Origin of the sequence: Pseudomonas sp. Bc-h, assembly GCF_002080045.1 — a bacterium.
Taxonomy (GTDB): Bacteria; Pseudomonadota; Gammaproteobacteria; order Pseudomonadales; family Pseudomonadaceae; genus Aquipseudomonas.
Genome location: NZ_MUIN01000023.1, coordinates 1 through 18,332, shown reverse-complemented (window position 1 = coordinate 18,332; position 18,332 = coordinate 1). Strand labels below are relative to the sequence as shown.

Genomic DNA, 18,332 nt, shown 5'->3' with positions numbered 1-18,332 from the left:
CAGCGAAAGCGGTCTGCCTGACACACCGCAATCGCGGCTGTCGCACAGCTCCAGCAGCTCCCACAGGGTTTGTGTCGACTTAAAGATGCTGACACGGAACAACAGTCGATCCGTGACTCTGCCATGGCGCAATAACTGTGGGAGACGCCGGAGGTCACGACGGCAGCGAAAGCGGTGTGGCTGACACACCGCGCGCTCAGCGTTGATCGTTCCCCCAAAGGGAGGTGAGAACGATCAATCAGATCAATCCGCCAAACGCCACGTCGTCGCGCCCTTTCCGTCTTCCAGCACCACACCCATGGCGGTGAGCTGGTCGCGGATGCGGTCGGATTCGCCCCAGTTCTTGTCGGCGCGAGCCTGCAGACGCGCTGCAATCAACGCCTCAACTTCTGCCGCATCGACCCGCCCTTCCGCGCCAGCGCGCAAGAAGTCGTCGGCTTCGAGCTGCAACACACCCAGCACACTGGCCAGTTGCTTGAGACGCGCCGCCAGACCGGCCGCTGCCGCAACATCGCTGTCACGCAGGCGGTTGATCTCGCGGACCATCTCGAACAGCACCGCACAGGCTTCCGGCGTGCCGAAGTCGTCGTTCATTGCCGCCGAGAAACGCTCGACGAACGCCTCGCCTCCCAAAGGCTCGCTCGTCGGCAGGCCTTTAAGCGCGTGGTAGAAGCGCTCCAGCGCGCCCTTCGACTCTTTCAGGCTGTCTTCGGAGTAGTTGATCGCGCTGCGGTAGTGGCTCGACACCAACAGATAACGCACCACTTCCGGATGGTATTTATCCAGCACGTCGCGAATGGTGAAGAAGTTGTTCAAGGACTTGGACATCTTCTCGCCATTGATGCGGATCATGCCGCAATGCATCCAGGCATTGGCGTAGGTCTTGCCCGTGGCTGCTTCGCTCTGGGCGATTTCGTTTTCATGGTGCGGGAATTCCAGATCACTGCCGCCACCATGAATGTCGAAGGTCTCACCCAGGCAGCAGGTGGACATCACCGAGCACTCAATGTGCCAGCCAGGACGCCCCGCACCCCACGGCGACTCCCAACTTGGCTCGCCCGGCTTGACGCCTTTCCACAGCACGAAATCCAGCGGATCGTCTTTCGATTCGTCGACCTCGATCCGCGCACCGATGCGCAAATCTTCGATCTTCTTGCGCGAGAGCTTGCCGTAACCCAGGAACTTGCCGACGCGGTAGTACACGTCGCCGTTGCCCGGTGCGTAGGCGTAGCCCTTGTCGATCAGGCTCTGGATCATGGCGTGCATGCCAGCGATGTAGTCGGTGGCCCGCGGCTCCATGTCCGGCTTGAGGATGTTCAGGCGCGCTTCGTCTTCGTGCATCGCATCGATCATGCGCGCGGTCAGGGCATCGAACGCTTCACCGTTTTCACGGGCGCGGTTGATGATCTTGTCGTCGATGTCGGTGATGTTGCGCACGTAGGTCAGGTCATAGCCACTGAAACGCAGCCAGCGGGTGACCAGGTCAAAGGCCACCATGCTGCGGCCGTGGCCCAGGTGGCAGTAGTCGTACACGGTCATGCCGCAGACATACATACGCACCTTGTTGCCATCCAGCGGTTTGAAGACTTCTTTGCTCTTGGTGAGCGTGTTGTAGATAGAGAGCACGTTTCCTACCTTAGCTCCACGAATCGCGGAGAGTCACAGTCCGGTTAAATACCGGATGACCTGGTTTCGAGTCCTTCAGATCCGCGCAGAAATAACCTTCGCGTTCGAACTGGAAACGGTCTTCCGGCTGAGCTTCACCCAAGGATGGTTCAGCCCGACAACCGGTCAGGACCTGCAGGGAGCCTGGGTTGATGTTGTCCAGGAAGGTCTGGCCCTCTTCTGCCTTTTCCGGGTTCGCGGAGAGGAACAGACGGTCGTACAGACGCACTTCGCATTCGATGCTTTCAGCGGCCGGCACCCAGTGGACCACGCCCTTGACCTTGCGGCCTTCAGGGTTCTTGCCCAGGGTTTCAGGATCGTACGAGCAACGCAGCTCGACGATGTTGCCGTCGGCGTCCTTGATCGCTTCGTCAGCACGGATCACGTAGCTGCCACGCAGGCGCACTTCGCCGTTTGGCTCCAGACGCTTGTAGCCCTTCGGCGGCTCTTCCATGAAGTCATCGCGATCGATGTAGATTTCACGACCGAACGGCAGCTTGCGCACGCCCAGTTCTTCTTTCTGCGGATGACGCGGCAGTTCGAGGTTATCGACCTTGTCTTGCGGGTAGTTGGTGATCACGACCTTCAGTGGGCGCAGCACGCACATGGCGCGCGGGGCGTTGTGGTCCAGATCCTGACGGATGCTGAATTCCAGCATGCCGAAGTCGACCACGCCGTCGGAACGGTTGGTGCCGATCATTTCGCAGAAGTTGCGGATCGAGGCCGGGGTATAGCCACGGCGGCGGAAGCCCGACAGGGTCGACATGCGCGGATCGTCCCAACCATTGACGTGCTTCTCATCGACCAGTTGCTTGAGCTTGCGCTTGCTGGTGATGGTGTAGTTCAGGTTCAGACGCGAGAACTCGTACTGGCGCGGCTTGCACGGCACCGGCAGGTTGTCGAGGAACCATTCGTAGAGCGGACGATGGCTTTCGAACTCCAGGGTGCAGATGGAATGCGTGATGCCTTCGATGGCGTCCGACTGACCGTGAGTGAAGTCGTAGATCGGGTAGATGCACCACTTGTCACCGGTCTGATGGTGATGAGCGTGGCGGATGCGATACAGGATCGGGTCGCGCAGGTTCATGTTCGGCGAAGCCATGTCGATCTTGGCGCGCAGCACGCGGGCGCCGTCTTCGAACTCACCGGCTTTCATGCGGGCGAACAGGTCCAGGTTTTCCTCGACGCTGCGCTCACGGAACGGGCTGTTCTTGCCCGGCTCGGTCAAGGTGCCGCGGTATTCGCGCGCCTGCTCCGGGGTCAGGTCATCGACGTAGGCCTTGCCCGACTTGATCAGCTCGACCGCCCAGTCGTGCAACTGGTCGAAATACTGCGAGGCGTAACGCACTTCGCCGGACCATTCGAAACCCAGCCATTTGACGTCGGCTTCGATCGCGTCGATGTATTCCTGGTCTTCCTTGGCCGGGTTGGTGTCATCGAAACGCAGGTGCGTGACGCCGCCAAATTCCTGAGCCAGCCCGAAGTTGACGCAGATCGACTTGGCATGACCGATGTGCAGGTAGCCGTTGGGCTCCGGCGGGAAGCGGGTCACGATCTTGGTGTGCTTCCCCGAATCCAGGTCAGCCTGCACGATCGGGCGCAGGAAGTTGGTGGGAATTGCAGGGCCAGCCTTGGTGTTGGCAGCAGCGTCTTGAGTGGGCTTGCTCATAGGATCCTTGAAAACCTGACAGTCTTGGCCAGGGTAGGCCGAATAAATCAAAGCGCCTATCATAGCCGAACCTGTCAAGCCCCTGACAGCGCGCAGTGACAAAACTGCCCAGATACACCATCGGTCATCTCAAGCTGCGACCTAATGCAACTTCCCGTTGACCGACTAGCCTCTGTAAACTGCGCGCCTGGGTGAAATCGCCGGCCATTAACACGCTACAAGCCGCGATCGACACGTCCAACCACGAATTCAAAAAGAGCGACCTAGAACATGTCCAAAGTAAAACTGACAACTAGCCACGGTGACATCGTCCTGCAACTGAACGCCGAAAAAGCGCCGATCACTGTCGCCAACTTCGTCGAATACGTTAACGCCGGCCACTACGAGAACACCGTATTCCACCGCGTCATCGGCAACTTCATGATCCAGGGCGGCGGTTTCGAGCCGGGCATGAAAGAAAAGAAAGACAAGCGCCCAAGCATTCAGAACGAAGCCGACAACGGCCTGCCAAACAAGAAGTACTCGGTGGCCATGGCCCGCACCATGGAACCGCATTCGGCTTCCGCGCAGTTCTTCATCAACGTCGCTGACAACAGCTTCCTGAACCACAGTGCCAAGACCGTTCAGGGATGGGGCTACGCGGTATTCGGCGAAGTGATCGAAGGTCAGGACATCGTCGACAAGATCAAGGGCGTTGCCACCACTTCCAAGGCTGGCCACCAGGACGTTCCTGCTGACGACGTGATCATCGAGAAAGCAGAGATCGTTGAGTGATACTGCTGATCTCCGATCTGCATCTGGAAGAAGAACGCCCGGACATTACCCGGGCGTTTCTGGATCTACTGGCTGACCGGGCGCGTGGCGCCGAGTCGCTGTATATCCTCGGGGATTTTTTCGAAGCCTGGATCGGCGATGACGCGATGTCGCCCTTCCAGCGCTCGATCTGCGAAGCCCTGCGCGCCTTGAGCGACAGCGGCACGCAGGTATTCCTGATGCACGGCAATCGCGATTTCATGATTGGCAAAGCCTTCTGCAAGGCGGCTGGCTGCACGCTGTTGAACGACCCCAGCGTGGTGAGTTTCTACGGCGAGCCGGTGTTGCTGATGCACGGCGACAGCCTGTGTACCCGCGACGAAGCCTATATGCGCATGCGCCGCTATCTGCGCAATCCACTGACTTTATGGGTTCTGCGTCACCTGCCCCTGAGCACCCGCCACAAGCTGGCGCGCAAGTTGCGCAGCGAAAGCCGCGCGCAGACCCGCATGAAAGCCAACGATATCGTTGACGTAACGCCTGAAGAAGTCCCGCGAATCATGTCCGAATTCGGCGTCAAGACGCTGATCCACGGCCACACTCACCGTCCGGCCATCCACAAATTGCAGATCGGCAGCGAGACTGCTCAGCGCATTGTGTTAGGGGATTGGGATCGCGAAGGCTGGGCGTTGCAGGTCGATGAACAGGGTTTTCAACTGACGTCGTTCGGGTTTGTACCGGAACAGCCGCTGGCGTTGCCTTCCCACACGACACCCGACCTGTAGCAGTCCGGCCGGACTACTACAGGCGGATTGTGTCCGGGCCGCCGTCCACGCAAACGACGCCACGCTCCATCAGTGCCCTGCCCCAGGCCCAGCCTTGGCCGCAAACGGCGGTTTGGCCATCCAGATGATCAGGATCAGCGCCATGAACGCCCAGCCCATCATGTAGAAGTAGTCCACCGTCGACATCATGTACGCCTGGCTGGTAACCATACTGTCCAGCTGGGCATAGGCCTGATTGCTCGCCCCACCCAGGGTTTCCAGCGCGTGCCGCGTGGTCGGCTCGTAGTTGTTCACGCTTTCGCTGAGATACGCATGGTGCATGTTGGCCCGGCGAATCCAGATCCACGTCGTCAACGAGGCGGCGAAACTGCCCCCCAGGTTACGCAGGAAGGTCGCCAGCCCCGAACCGTCGGCGATCTGCGAAGGCGGCAGGTCCGACAGCAGGATGCTCAAGGTCGGCATGAAGAACAACGCGATCCCCGCCCCCATGAACAATTGCACCATCGCGATATGCTCGAAATCCACCTGACTGGTGAAATTCGAACGCATGAAACAGCTCAGACCGATGGCAAAGAAGGCCAATCCCGCCAAGAGGCGCAGGTCGAATTTGGGCGCGTATTTACCCACGAACGGTGACAGCAAAACCGGGAGGATCCCCAGCGGGGCGACCGCCAGCCCTGCATAGGTTGCCGTGTAGCCCATCTGCGTCTGCAGCCACTGCGGCAGGATCAGGTTGATTCCGAAGAACCCGGAATAGCCCAGCACCAGACAAATGGTGCCGACCCTGAAATTGCGGAAAGAAAACAGCCGCAAATTGACCACCGGATGCTCATCGGTCAACTCCCAGATCACGAACGCAGCCAAACCGATGGCTGAAATCACGGTGCCGGTAATGATGAAGTTCGACGAGAACCAGTCCAGGTCATTGCCTTTGTCGAGGACGATCTGCAAGGCGCCAACGCCGATTATCAACGTGATCAGACCGATATAGTCCATCGGTTGACGGGTGATGGTCACAGGCCGCGCCGCCATTTGTGTGCGAACCACAATCGCCGCAAAAATCCCGATGGGCACGTTGATGAAAAAAATCCATGGCCAGGAATAACTGTCGGTAATCCAGCCGCCGAGAATAGGCCCTGCGATGGGGGCCGCCACCGTGACCATCGCCAGCAGTGCCAATGCCATCCCCCTTTTCGCCGGGGGATAAACCGCGATCAGCAGGGTTTGCGCCATTGGATACAGGGGGCCGGCAACCAGCCCCTGTACGACGCGAAAGCCCACCAGCTCAGGCATCGACGTCGAAATACCACAGAGAAAGGAGGCGACCACGAACAGCAGGGTCGCCCAGATGAACAACTTCACCTCGCCGAATCGACGACTCAGCCACCCGGTCAGTGGCAACGCTATGGCGTTGCTGACCGCAAACGAGGTGATGACCCAGGTGCCCTGATCCGAACTTACCCCCAGGTTGCCGGAAATCGTCGGCAAGGCGACGTTGGCAATGGTGGTGTCGAGCACCTGCATGAAAGTCGCCAGCGACAGGCCGATGGTGCTCAACAACAGGCTTGGCGGCGTAAAAGAAGCGGGAGCGTTGTTACTCATCGCGAATCCTTTGACACTCGAAATGCGGCCGACCCAAGGGCCGGGGCGAATGGACCGGCGAATCAGCGCTGGGCTGTCTTGCCCGGGGCAGACGCGCTGTTTTCGTGAATCAGGCGGGCGATCAGCGTGTCGGCGTCGGCCAGCTGCTTGGCGTAGACGTCAGTGGTGAACGACGCCTGCTTCGGAGGCTGTTGCGCCAGCACCGGACCGCTTTGATCGTGCAGGTCGACATCGACCACCGTGGACAGGCCGATACGCAGCGGGTTCTTCGCCAACTCGTCGGGATTGATGTGAATCCGCACCGGCACCCGCTGCACGATCTTGATCCAGTTACCGGTGGCGTTCTGCGCCGGCAGCAGGGCGAAGGCGCTACCGGTCCCGGCGCCGACGCTGTCAACGGTGCCGCTGAATTTCACATCGCCGCCATAAAGGTCAGCCTGGATGTCCACCGGCTGGCCGATGCGCATCTTGCCCAACTGGGTTTCCTTGAAGTTGGCGTCGATCCACAGCTGATCCAGCGGAATGACCGCCATCAGCGCAGTGCCCGGCTGGACGCGCTGGCCTAGTTGCACCGTGCGCTTGGCGACATAACCGGTGACAGGCGCAATCAGCGTGCTGCGCGAATTGCTGAGATATGCCTGACGCACCTGCGCTGCGGCAGCCTTGACGTCTGGGTGCGAAGCCACTTCGGTGTCGTCCACCAGCGCAGTGCTGGTCACCAGTTGCTGCTGAATGTTGGCCAATGCATTTTGCGCGCTGGTCAGGTCATCCTGAGCGTGGGACAACTCTTCCTGAGAAATCGCACCACCCGCTGCCAGGTTGCGACGACGGGTGTAGTTGTCTTGGGCCCTCTTCACCTCAGCACGCTGGGCAGCCAATTGGGCCTTGATGCCGTCGACGTTGCTGTACAAGCCACGGACCTGACGCACGACCTTGCCCAGATTGGCTTCGGCACTTTGCAGCGCGACTTCGGCATCGTTAGGGTCGAACTGCACCAGTACCTGGCCTTCACGGACCAGATCGCCATCGTCGGCACCGATGCTGACGACGGTGCCTGTCGTTTGCGGGGTGATTTCCACCACGTTGCCGTTCACGTAGGCATCGTCAGTGCTTTCGCTCCAGCGACCGTAGACTTCGTACCAGCCCCAAACGCCGATACCCGCCAGGATCACGACGATCGCAAGGCCTATCAGCAGCAGCTTGCGCTTGCGAGGATTCTTTTGCGGCTGACCGGGCTGTGCACCCTGACCGCCGGTGCCTTTCTGTTCGTTGCTGTCTTTCTGTTCGGTTGCTGCGTTGTTTTCGCGAGTGGCAGTGGCCATGACGAGTACCTTAATGTGTCAGCGAAGCAGTTGACGGGACGGCCGGGGCGGCGTTTTCGCCGGGCTTGCTTTCTTCGAAGCCTCCCCCCAGGGCCTGCATCAACTGGATCGAAAGATCGATTCGTTCCGCGTTGAGATCAGCCAGTTGGCGTTGCGATTGCAGCAATTGCTGTTCGACGGACAGCACATCGAGGTAGTTGCCGATCCCCGATGAGTAGCGCTGAACCACGGTGTCGTAGGATTTCTGAATGACGTCGGTCGCTTGTTGACGGGCATCGATCTGGCTGCCGATGGAGCGCAACTGGCCGATGTTGTCGCTGACGTCACCCAACGCGCGCACCAGGCTCTTGTTGTACTGCGCGACCGCCAGGTCATAGTCGGCATCGCGGGCATCCAGATCAGCGCGACGACGGCCACCATCGAAAATCGGCAGCGACACGGTCGGCGCGACGTTGAAGAAGCGGCTGGCCGAACCGAACATCGCGTCACCGAGCAGCGACTCCACACCCGCCGAAGCGCTGAGGTTCAGGTTCGGATAGAAGTTGGTCTTGCTGACTTCAATGTTCTTGCTCGCCGCCTCCACCCGCCAGCGCGCCGCCACCAGATCAGGGCGACGACCAAGCAGCTCGGCAGGCACCACCGAAGGTAACTGCACCACGGCGGGCTTGAGCACGGTAGGCCGCGCCAGCTCTTCCCCCCGGTCCGGGCCTTTGCCCATCAGCACCGCGAGGGAAATCTTGGCCGAACGCAGAGTTTTCTCGGCATCGAGCAAGGACTCGCGGGAGCCCGCTTCCAGACTTTCGGTCTGCTGGTATTGGTACTCGCTGTCGATCCCGGACTTGAAGCGACGAGCGCCCAATTCCAGCAACTGCCGCGTGCGTTTCAGATCGTCGGCTGCCAGGTCGCGCACGATATAAGCCTGCCCAAGATCGCTATAGGCACGGGCGACATCGGCGGCGAGGGTCAACTGCGCGGCGCGCTGATCGATCTCGGAAGCCCGGGCCTGGCCCAGTGCCGCTTCCCAGGCGGCACGCTGGCCGCCCCACAGATCGAAGTTGTAATTGAAGCTGGCACCCAGACTGCGCAAGGTGCTGTAGCGGCTGCCCTCGCCCAACGGGTCCTGATCGCGGGCCAGACGCGAACGGCTGACGCTGGCATCGGCATCCACGGTCGGCATGCGCTCGGCGTCGGCGGCGTAGGCAGCCGCCGTTGCCTGATGGGTCCGCGCCGAGGCGATCTGCATATCCGGGCTGTCGCGCAGCGCCTCGGTGATCAAACCGTTGAGCTGCGGATCGCCCAGGCTCGTCCACCAATCGCGCTTGGGCCACGCGGCAGGCGACAACTGCACGCCATCAAGGCTTCGACTCGTTTGCAGATTGTTCGCGTCGATACCGACGGTTTCGGTGTTCAAACCCTTGGAATTGGCGCAGCCAGCCATGACCAGCGCGACAAACACCAGGCTTAATGAGGTACGCAAGGCATTGCCCTGCTTGGGTCGAATGTTCATTTTCCTGCCAACCGGGCGAGAGTGATGGAGTCGGCCGAGGCAACCAGAATCTTGGTGAGGATCTTTTCCAGCGTGGCCAGTTCGCTGTCTTCCAGCACGCCGACCATTTCGTTCATCGCCACCGCGCCAACCTGCGGCAACAGATCGGAAAGCGCCTGACCCGTTTCAGTCAGCACCAGCCGAACCTGGCGGCGATCCGACTCGGAGCGCGTACGGACCAACAAACCCTTCTGCTCCAGACGGTCGAGCATCCGCGTCATCGAACCGCTGTCCAGGGACAAGGACCGGCACAACTCGGCGGGCGTGTCGGCACAGAATCTGGAGATGATCACCAGCACCTTGAACTGCTGGGCCGTGACGTCGTGGGGTTCAAGATGTTTATCGAGGATGCGGTTTTTCAACTGCTCGGTGCGGCCGAGCAGCATGCCGAGGAAGCTTTCATTGAAACTTTCGGGGGTAAAGTGCGCCATTGATAGTCACCAATTATCTGCCTAGGCAGTGAGTTGGTGAAATATTACTGCCTAGGCAGCAAACACACAATGAAACAATTTTTAGAATGCAGAGTTCCAGACGAGCGTGCTTGCCCCGGATGGATGGAGGGAGGGCCGCGATCCCCGCGCACACAACAAGATGCATCTAACCCCGGATGCCATCAGGGTTCTCGTCACTTTTACTTTGCGGGGCCTCACGCCTATCATCAGCCGGTCGCTAAAGACGGCGCCCTCCGCGCGTGCCCCATGCACGCATGCACATTCATTTGAAGCAGTCGAGACAGATGATCACTCTCCAGGACCTTAACGATTTCATCAGCAACCCGGATCTGAACGACAGCGTTGCGCAGGTCTGGGAACTGATCGGCGCGCATTTCGAGCAAGCCCAGGCCACACTGCCAGCCGAACGCGCGATGCCGCGTCGCGAACTGTCATTTCACGATCACGTGCGGCTGCTCGGTTATCTCTCGCTACTGATCGAGGGGACACCGGGTGATGTGGTGGAAATCGGGGTATGGAAAGGCAAGTCGCTCGTTCTGATGAACGAGGTCTGCAACCGCGAGCGTCGGGTGATCGGAATTGACCCGTTCGAGCTGCCCAATCAGTTCGAAGAGTTCAGCCACTACAAAGATGCCCTGCTGCCGAACGCGCATATCTTGAGAGGTTATTCGGAGTTGTGCGCCGAGCGTTTCTACAACCTGTCCCCCAAGGTCGCGCTATTGCACATCGATGGCGGCCATGCCGGACGCAACGTGCTGCTGGATTTCCTGCTGTACTCGCCCAGCGTGGTGCCCGGTGGCTTCATCGTGTTTGACGACTACGGCGATTACCTGCACTCCCCGGAGGTCGGCCCGGCAGTCGATCTGCTCAGGGCAACTGGCTACTTCAAGGGCTTCCATGTGCTGGGCTGCGTTCGGGGCTTCGAAAGCAGCTATGTGATTCAACGGATCAGTTGAGTCTCTGATCGTGCAACGCCGACTGGGCGTTGCACTATGTAATCAGGCCGGCACACCACTATGAAAGCGGAAATCCTCATCCGGGCTTTCGATCAGTTCTCGCTCGGCCAGACGGATTTCTTCGACCTTGGCGGCAACGTCGGCTTCGTCACCGTACAGGTAGGCCAGCTTCAGATAGTCCTGAAAATGCCGGGCCTCGGATTTCAACAGGCTGGCGTAGAACTTCGACAGGTCTGCGTCCAGATGCGGGACCAGCGCGGCGAAGCGCTCACAGGAACGCGCCTCGACGATCGCCCCAACCACCAGCGCATCGGTCAGACGGTAGGGGTTGTGATTGCGCACCAGCTTGCGCAGTGAACCGGCGTAACGGGCCGAACTGATGTTGGCCATCGGGATGCCACGCTTCTTGATGATGCCGATGACCTGCTCGAAGTGACGCAGCTCTTCACGGGCCAGACGCGACATCTTGGCCAGCAAATCAAACTTGTCGTTGTACTGGAACATGAACTGAAACGCCGCGCCGGCGGCCTTCTTCTCATTGTTCGCGTGATCGATCAGCAGGATATCCAGGTTCTGCAAGGCCGCTTGAACCCAGCTATCAGGGGTGGGGCAAAGCAGGAATGCGTCGACGTCTGGATAGATCTGCATGGGTTCACAAATGGCTGGGTAGGAAAGGCGCAGCATTATACGGGCCTCGGCGCCCGGAACCAGCCTCTTCGTCAGGAAAGCCATGACCCCGTTCAACGTACCGATTGGCGGCGGGCGACTATAGTTAATCCAGCGAACGGCCGACGGACTCGGACAGTCGAACACTTCATGGAAAACTCCAGGGAGATCAGCTCATGCAATTGATTCGCAGGATTCTGGTAGTCATCGAACCCAGCGCCGAGAACGACAAGGTCGAAAGCCTGGCCATGAGGCGGGCTTGCCTTATTGCCAACGCGACCAACGCCAGCCTGCATTTGCTGATCTGTGACATTAAGTTCGACCATTCCGATCTGCTGACGACCCTCAAGCAGGACCTGCAGGCAGAAGACTTCAATGTCACTGCTGAGCAGGAATGGCATGAGAGCGTTCATCAGACCATCATCAAAGTGCAGCAGGCGGAAGGCTCGGATCTGGTGGTCAAGCAGCACTTTCCCGACAGCACATTGAAACGCACCCTGCTGACGCCCGCAGACTGGAAATTATTGCGTTACTGCCCCTGCCCGGTGCTGATGGTAAAAACCGACCGGCCCTGGAAAGGCGCGGCCGTGCTGGCGGCGATCGATGTGGGCAATCCTGATGGTGAACACACTGCGCTGCATGCCAGCATCGTTCAGTACGGCGATACCCTTTCCCAACTGACAGGGATCGACCTGCACGTCATTACCGCTCACCCCTCCCCCATGATCTCGGCCGCCGACCCGGTCTATCAAATGTCATCAAGCGTTGAGGCCAGATATCGCGATCAGTGCCGAGCATTCCAGACCAAATTTGAAATCGACGACGCCCACCTGCACATCGCCGAGGGAGCTGCGGACGTGCTCATTCCTTACACAGCTCATCATCTGAAGGCGGCAGTGACAGTGATCGGAACGGTGGGACGCACTGGGATTTCCGGCGCATTGATCGGCAATACCGCCGAGGTGGTGCTCGATTCGCTGGAAAGCGATGTGCTGGTGCTCAAAAGCGAGGAAAGCCTGAAACACCTGGAAGAGCAACTGGCCAGGGTTTGATGGCGGTTATCGATTGATGGGGTTATCTGTAGGAGCGCGCTTGCCCCTGAGTTTTACGTGAGCAGTCCGGCTTGCCAGCGGTGGCGTCTTCAGGATCGTTGCCGCCGGCAAGCCGGGCTGCTACAGATTTCGCAAACGCTTAATTGCCGCCCATCGCATCCTTCAGGAAACCCGGTGCGATGTAGCGCTCGTAGTGGGCTTCGGACAGCAGGAAGAATTCCCGATCAATGGCATCACGCAGATCCGGCAGCGGCCAGTCGCGAAATTCCGGCAGTACTACCATGCCGTAGGCGTCCAGCTGGTTGATGACCCGCGCCCCCCGGGCAATCAGCTGATAAGCCCAGCAATACTCGGATTGCTGCGGCACGAAGCGGATCTTGCGCTGTTCAAGCTGCTGGCGCAGCTTGTCAGCGTCGAACACCTCGACCTTTGCCGTCATCACCTGCACCAGCAACTGCTCCAGGCGCAGCCAGACAGCTCGTTTTTCTTCCTCGTTGTAGCCGTTCCAGTGAATCACTTCGTGGTGGAAGCGCTTGCACCCACGGCACACCAGATCCCCGTAAACGGTGGAACACAGGCCCACGCAGGGCGTCTTGATCACTTGATTGGACATGGCGGAAAAACACGACGGCGGACGAAACAAGTCCGCATGTTAGCCCTTTGTCTAACGCGGCACACCCTCGAAGATGTAGGGTCTAACTTACCTTTAGTTTTTTTTTGCCGTAGAATCACCGGGCCTTTTAAGGCGCCAATGTCCGTTGGAAGCTGTTTTCAAAGCGTCACGAGCACAGTAAGGGCTCTCACTCGAGCCCACCCCGCAGTCGGTTTGACGCAGGTTCGCCCTGCGTCCCCTCCCCAAAGACCGGTCATGCAGGCGTAAAACTTTGAAAACAGCTTCTGTTGGAGATCGTCAGCTGCCTGCCACAAGACCCATAAAGTTTTAACGCGCACGGCTGCGGACTTTTTCCGGATGAGCGTCCCGGACACCCATTTGGGACCACTGATGAGGGTAATACTGTGCTTGAAGCCTACCGTAAACACATCGAAGAGCGTGCCGCCCAGGGTATCGTGCCCCAGCCGCTTAACGCCGAACAAACCGCAGGCCTGGTCGAGCTGCTGAAAAACCCACCGGCTGGCGAAGAAGCTGTCCTGCTTGACCTGATCACCAACCGCGTTCCACCTGGCGTTGACGAAGCTGCCTACGTCAAAGCCGGTTTCCTCTCCGCTCTGGCCAAGGGCGAAGTCTCTTCCCCGCTGCTGGACAAGAAACGCGCTGTAGAACTGCTCGGCACCATGCAGGGCGGCTACAACATCGTGACCATGGTTGACCTGCTGGACGATGCCGACCTGGCACCGGTTGCTGCAGAACAACTGAAACACACCCTGCTGATGTTCGACGCCTTCCACGACGTCGCTGAAAAAGCCAAGAACGGCAACGCACACGCTCAAGGCGTGCTGCAGTCCTGGGCTGACGGCGAGTGGTTCCAGAAGCGTCCGACCCTGGCCGACAAGATCAGCCTGCGCGTCTTCAAGGTCACTGGCGAAACCAACACCGATGACCTGTCCCCTGCGCCTGACGCCTGGTCCCGTCCAGACATCCCGCTGCACGCCCTGGCCATGCTGAAAATGGCTCGCGACGGCATCGTGCCTGACGTGCAAGGCTCCATCGGCCCGATGAAGCAGATCGAAGAAATGCGCGGCCAGGGTTTCCCTATCGCCTACGTCGGTGACGTGGTCGGTACCGGTTCCTCGCGTAAATCGGCGACCAACTCGGTGCTGTGGTTCTTCGGCGACGACGTTCCTTACGTCCCGAACAAGCGCGCTGGCGGCTTCTGCTTCGGCAGCAAGATCGCTCCGATCTTCTACAACACCATGGAAGATGCGGGCGCACTGCCAATCGAATTCGATGTGACCAACATCAACATGGGCGACGTGATCGACGTCTACCCATACGAAGGCAAGGTTACCAAGCACGACAGCGACGAAGTGATCACCACTTTCGAACTGAAGACTCCGGTCCTGCTGGACGAAGTCCGCGCTGGCGGCCGTATCCCGCTGATCATCGGCCGTGGCCTGACCGGCAAGGCTCGCACCGAGCTGGGCCTGCCGCCTTCAACCCTGTTCAAGCTGCCTGAAGTTCCTGCCGCCAGCACCAAGGGTTTCACCCTGGCGCAGAAGATGGTCGGCAAGGCGTGCGGCACCGACGGTATCCGTCCGGGCACCTACTGCGAACCGAAGATGACCACCGTCGGCTCTCAGGACACCACAGGTCCAATGACCCGTGACGAACTGAAAGACCTGGCGTGCCTGGGCTTCTCGACCGATCTGGTGATGCAGTCCTTCTGCCACACCGCGGCCTATCCAAAGCCGATCGACGTCAAGACTCACCACACCCTGCCTGACTTCATCATGACCCGTGGCGGCGTTTCGCTGCGTCCGGGCGACGGCATCATCCACAGCTGGCTGAACCGCATGCTGCTGCCGGACACCGTCGGTACCGGTGGCGACTCGCACACCCGTTTCCCGATCGGTATCTCGTTCCCGGCCGGTTCCGGTCTGGTCGCGTTCGCCGCTGCCACCGGCGTCATGCCGCTGGACATGCCGGAATCGATCCTGGTTCGCTTCAAGGGCAAGCTGCAACCTGGCGTCACCCTGCGTGATCTGGTTCATGCGATTCCTTACTACGCGATCCAGAAAGGCCTGCTGACCGTAGAGAAGAAAGGCAAGAAAAACGCCTTCTCCGGCCGCATCCTGGAGATCGAAGGTCTGGAAACCCTGACCGTCGAGCAAGCCTTCGAACTGTCCGACGCTTCGGCCGAGCGCTCTGCCGCCGGTTGCACCATCAAGCTGTCGAAAGAGTCGATCGCCGAGTACCTGAAGTCCAACATCACCCTGCTGCGCTGGATGATCGGCGAAGGCTACGGCGACCCACGTACTCTGGAGCGTCGTGCTCAGGCGATGGAAGCCTGGGTCGCCAACCCTGAGTTGCTGGTAGCTGACGCTGACGCGGAATACGCCGAAGTGATCGAGATCGACCTGGCCGACGTCAAAGAGCCTGTGCTCTGCGCGCCAAACGACCCGGACGACGCCCGTCTGCTGTCCAGCGTTGCTGGCGAGAAGATCGACGAAGTGTTCATCGGTTCGTGCATGACCAACATCGGCCACTTCCGCGCTGCGGGCAAGTTGCTGGATCAGGTCAAGGGCCAGCTGCCGACACGTCTGTGGCTATCGCCGCCGACCAAGATGGACGCTCACCAGCTGACCGAGGAAGGCTACTACGGTATCTACGGCAAGGCTGGCGCGCGCATGGAAATGCCGGGCTGCTCGCTGTGCATGGGTAACCAGGCACGTGTCGAGCCGAACTCGACCGTTGTGTCGACGTCGACCCGTAACTTCCCGAACCGTCTGGGCGATGGCGCGAACGTTTACCTGGCTTCGGCCGAGCTGGCGTCCGTTGCATCGATCCTGGGTCGCCTGCCGACCGTCGAGGAGTACATGGAGTACGCGGGCAAGATCGACAGCATGGCTGCCGATGTCTACCGCTACCTGAGCTTCGACCAGATCGCCGAGTTCCGTGAAGCCGCAGCGAACGCCAATATCCCGGTCGTTCAAGCGTAAGATCGAAACACAGCGTTGAAAGAACCCCACTTCGGTGGGGTTTTTTATGGGCTTAATGCTGGGAGAGCTTCGCCCAGATACTCGAAGCATTTTTGGCAGCTTTAATCATCATGAGTGTTTCAAGGCACATAAGCCCGCTTATTAATAACGGTTATCACCGGGCTTGCGCCAAGCAGGAACATGATCCAGTGCTCGTGGTTATTTTCTAGGCTATATAAGTGCTGCACTTCTGGAAGGCCAACCCTCGACACTTCAGTCTGAGTGCCCAATCGTTTGCTCCGTAGGTCAGCTGTAATTCCATCTCATTTTTCTTACAGGTGATTGAAGCACTCTCATATTTATCCCAGTTTTGAATATCAATTTGCATCAGGCCAGTCCCGAGCATCTCGATAACTATTACATCGTAATCTTCGCCCCAGACACCCCATTTTGCGACGGGCTTCGCCGGTTTGGTCTTGGTGTGGATATTGATGGAAAACCGTCCTTGATCAAGGCCGAACTGTCCTATCAGCCCTTCCTCGATGCCAGCGGGGAATATGGATTTCAAGAATGTGTTGTTGTCTATGCAGTCGATAATATTCATCTTCTTCTTCAGTAATTGTAATGACCATGTGTGCCTTTTAGATACCCGGTTCTGGGATTACTGAGCGGCCTCACGTTAAGGTGTGGTTCTGCACCTCGGTGGGGCTCTGCTTTTAGGTGTCCATAGCTGTGGTCTTGGATAATTACCCTCTCACCTTTACTGTTCACGAAGTAATATTCTCTCGTAGTCACGATGTGTCCTTTTTTGACGATGTACTCACCGTACCCATTGTCCAGGAAAGGCTTTTTGACGTCATAGGGCAGTTGAGATGCTGGAATCCCGGCGTCCTGCCGTGCTTGTTTGAAGGCATCCTTTCTATTGATAGCTTGGTATGACGTTTTCTTGCCGGGAGTGCAACTCCAACCCCACGGATCCACCCACCCAATCGGGCCCTAGGGTGGTGAAACGGCCTAGGAACCGCTTCACCTGAGCCGCACCTACTATTAGTTATTCACCTAATAAACTCGGTACTTCCCTCTTACCTACTGTGCGTCTGGCAATCCTGTTTCATGAACCTAGCGTGCTATAGGGGACGCTTCATATCGCCCCCAGAGTGCAAATCTAGTCCCCGGGGTTTTGCCAAAATTTAATAGACTCCATAGCTTCTTCAATTTCTTCCAATTCCTCTGCATCTAGCTCCTTCTCAAATGGTTCGGATATCAGAGTTCTCATTTTTGCAAGTTTGTAAACGATGGCATTTTCATCAATGAATCTTGTGGTTTCCAAAGCGTATGCTATCGGGTCTATGTCTTCGCTGTGTTCAACGTTGTCGTAAAAATGGCGGGCAATATTTTTCAATGAGATTAACATGTATTCAATGTCCATTAGGACCTGAACTGCTGCGTCGCCGGGCAGCACGATTTGTTTGCTATTTCTCACTGTTTTATTTCCTTTTTGTAAAAGTGGGGTTTTTTAGTGTTATTTCACCTTTAACCGTCAGCTCGTACTCGTGATACCGAGGGTTAAGCTTCCATGTAAGTAGTTCTTCAGGTACATCTGTCTCAACATAGTTCCAACCTTTGCCTTTCGTGATTTGGTATTTTTCTTCTGCATCGCGAACACTCATAGGCTTTTTTCTGGCAGGCTCTACGTAAACCAGATTATTATCTCGTGCTTTAATAACTCCACTTTCTTTGATTCCCTCCAAACCCTTCTTGTTCGTGTAATGCCGCACCCGAACGCACGTCCACCCCCACGGATCCACCCACCCAATCGGGTTCGGCGCGTACTGATATAAATTCAGCCCGCCCAGCAGACCAATCGGGTCCGGCGTGGTGAACCGCCCGACGTCCGGGTCGTAGAACCTGAAGGTGTTGTAGTGCAGTCCGGTCTCGCGATCAAGGTATTGGCCTTGAAACCTCAGGTTTTGTGGTTCGGCCAGGGAGGTGCCGCTGATTTCTTCGCGGGTGTTGCCCCAGACCTGATAACGCGCCTGCCAGACCACGCTGCCGTCGGTTTCGGTGAGTTGTTCGGGCAGGCCGTTGAGGTCGTTATGGTAGTAGCGGACCGTCTGGTGTTCGCCGATGCCATCGACGCGGGCGAGGGGGTCGTGGCTGGCGTCGGCATAGAGGTAGAGGCTGGTCTGGGTGAAGCGTTGTTCGTGCAGCAGGCGCAGGCCGTCCCAGGTAAAACGGGTTTCGCCGATTTCCCGGCCGGTGGGGCG

16 protein-coding genes are annotated in these 18,332 nt (G+C 58.4%); 5 read left to right on the top strand and 11 right to left on the bottom strand.

Translation table 11 applies throughout. From position 1 onward, the window contains the following. Window positions 1-243: 243 nt before the first annotated feature. A complete protein-coding gene (cysS, locus tag BWR59_RS31585) occupies window positions 244-1,626 on the bottom strand; it encodes a cysteine--tRNA ligase (protein WP_081569594.1) in 1,383 nt (460 codons plus the stop codon). A 10-nt stretch (window positions 1,627-1,636) separates the two neighbouring features. Beyond that, complete coding sequence (locus BWR59_RS31580; RefSeq protein ID WP_081569598.1) at window positions 1,637-3,334, bottom strand: glutamine--tRNA ligase/YqeY domain fusion protein; 1,698 nt, start codon at window positions 3,332-3,334, stop codon at window positions 1,637-1,639. Window positions 3,335-3,604: 270 nt separating this feature from the next. Here BWR59_RS31580 and BWR59_RS31575 point away from each other — a divergent pair, with 270 nt between their 5' ends. Both BWR59_RS31575 and lpxH read left to right on the top strand, forming a co-directional pair. Continuing rightward, window positions 3,605-4,108, top strand: a complete 504-nt coding sequence (locus BWR59_RS31575; protein WP_081569593.1) for a peptidylprolyl isomerase — start codon at window positions 3,605-3,607, stop codon at window positions 4,106-4,108. Continuing rightward, window positions 4,105-4,872: a UDP-2,3-diacylglucosamine diphosphatase gene (gene lpxH / locus BWR59_RS31570; protein ID WP_081569592.1), complete on the top strand. Its 768-nt coding sequence runs from the start codon at window positions 4,105-4,107 to the stop codon at window positions 4,870-4,872. Before BWR59_RS31575 ends, lpxH begins: the two co-directional genes overlap by 4 nt. A gap of 69 nt (window positions 4,873-4,941) precedes the next feature. Here the strand turns inward: lpxH and BWR59_RS31565 are convergent, their stop codons facing one another. From BWR59_RS31565 to BWR59_RS31550, 4 genes are all read right to left on the bottom strand, one after another. Further along, window positions 4,942-6,474 (bottom strand): DHA2 family efflux MFS transporter permease subunit, encoded by a 1,533-nt coding sequence (locus tag BWR59_RS31565; protein WP_081569591.1) that lies wholly within the window; start codon window positions 6,472-6,474, stop codon window positions 4,942-4,944. A 62-nt stretch (window positions 6,475-6,536) separates the two neighbouring features. Further along, complete coding sequence (locus BWR59_RS31560) at window positions 6,537-7,796, bottom strand: efflux RND transporter periplasmic adaptor subunit (protein WP_081569590.1); 1,260 nt, start codon at window positions 7,794-7,796, stop codon at window positions 6,537-6,539. A 10-nt stretch (window positions 7,797-7,806) separates the two neighbouring features. Beyond that, entirely contained in the window at window positions 7,807-9,303 is a 1,497-nt protein-coding gene (locus BWR59_RS31555) for an efflux transporter outer membrane subunit (RefSeq protein ID WP_081569589.1), read from the bottom strand. Continuing rightward, window positions 9,300-9,773, bottom strand: coding sequence for a MarR family transcriptional regulator (locus tag BWR59_RS31550; protein WP_081569588.1), 474 nt, complete (start codon window positions 9,771-9,773; stop codon window positions 9,300-9,302). Before BWR59_RS31550 ends, BWR59_RS31555 begins: the two co-directional genes overlap by 4 nt. Before the next feature lie 305 nt (window positions 9,774-10,078). Here BWR59_RS31550 and BWR59_RS31545 point away from each other — a divergent pair, with 305 nt between their 5' ends. Beyond that, entirely contained in the window at window positions 10,079-10,750 is a 672-nt protein-coding gene (locus BWR59_RS31545) for a class I SAM-dependent methyltransferase (RefSeq protein ID WP_081569597.1), read from the top strand. Between the two features lie 42 nt (window positions 10,751-10,792). Here the strand turns inward: BWR59_RS31545 and miaE are convergent, their stop codons facing one another. Beyond that, entirely contained in the window at window positions 10,793-11,398 is a 606-nt protein-coding gene (gene miaE / locus BWR59_RS31540) for a tRNA isopentenyl-2-thiomethyl-A-37 hydroxylase MiaE (protein ID WP_081569596.1), read from the bottom strand. A gap of 194 nt (window positions 11,399-11,592) precedes the next feature. Between miaE and BWR59_RS31535 the strand changes: the two genes are divergently transcribed. Then, window positions 11,593-12,468, top strand: coding sequence for a universal stress protein (locus tag BWR59_RS31535; RefSeq protein WP_081569587.1), 876 nt, complete (start codon window positions 11,593-11,595; stop codon window positions 12,466-12,468). A 139-nt stretch (window positions 12,469-12,607) separates the two neighbouring features. Here BWR59_RS31535 and BWR59_RS31530 read toward each other — a convergent pair whose 3' ends face one another. Further along, window positions 12,608-13,081 carry a DUF1289 domain-containing protein gene (locus BWR59_RS31530; RefSeq protein ID WP_081569586.1) on the bottom strand — a complete coding sequence of 158 codons (474 nt, stop codon included), beginning with the start codon at window positions 13,079-13,081 and terminating at the stop codon, window positions 12,608-12,610. Between the two features lie 404 nt (window positions 13,082-13,485). On the opposite strand from BWR59_RS31530, the gene acnB reads away from it, so the two are divergent. Next, window positions 13,486-16,086, top strand: a complete 2,601-nt coding sequence (acnB, locus tag BWR59_RS31525) for a bifunctional aconitate hydratase 2/2-methylisocitrate dehydratase (protein ID WP_081569585.1) — start codon at window positions 13,486-13,488, stop codon at window positions 16,084-16,086. Window positions 16,087-16,291: 205 nt separating this feature from the next. Here the strand turns inward: acnB and BWR59_RS31520 are convergent, their stop codons facing one another. The 3 genes from BWR59_RS31520 to BWR59_RS31505 all read right to left on the bottom strand — a co-directional run. After that, window positions 16,292-16,669 carry a hypothetical protein gene (locus BWR59_RS31520; RefSeq protein ID WP_081569584.1) on the bottom strand — a complete coding sequence of 126 codons (378 nt, stop codon included), beginning with the start codon at window positions 16,667-16,669 and terminating at the stop codon, window positions 16,292-16,294. Window positions 16,670-17,230: 561 nt separating this feature from the next. Then, window positions 17,231-17,548, bottom strand: coding sequence for a hypothetical protein (locus tag BWR59_RS31510; protein WP_081569582.1), 318 nt, complete (start codon window positions 17,546-17,548; stop codon window positions 17,231-17,233). A gap of 4 nt (window positions 17,549-17,552) precedes the next feature. Further along, window positions 17,553-18,332 (bottom strand): RHS repeat-associated core domain-containing protein (locus tag BWR59_RS31505; RefSeq protein WP_230982135.1); only part of this gene is annotated, 780 nt, incomplete at its 5' end.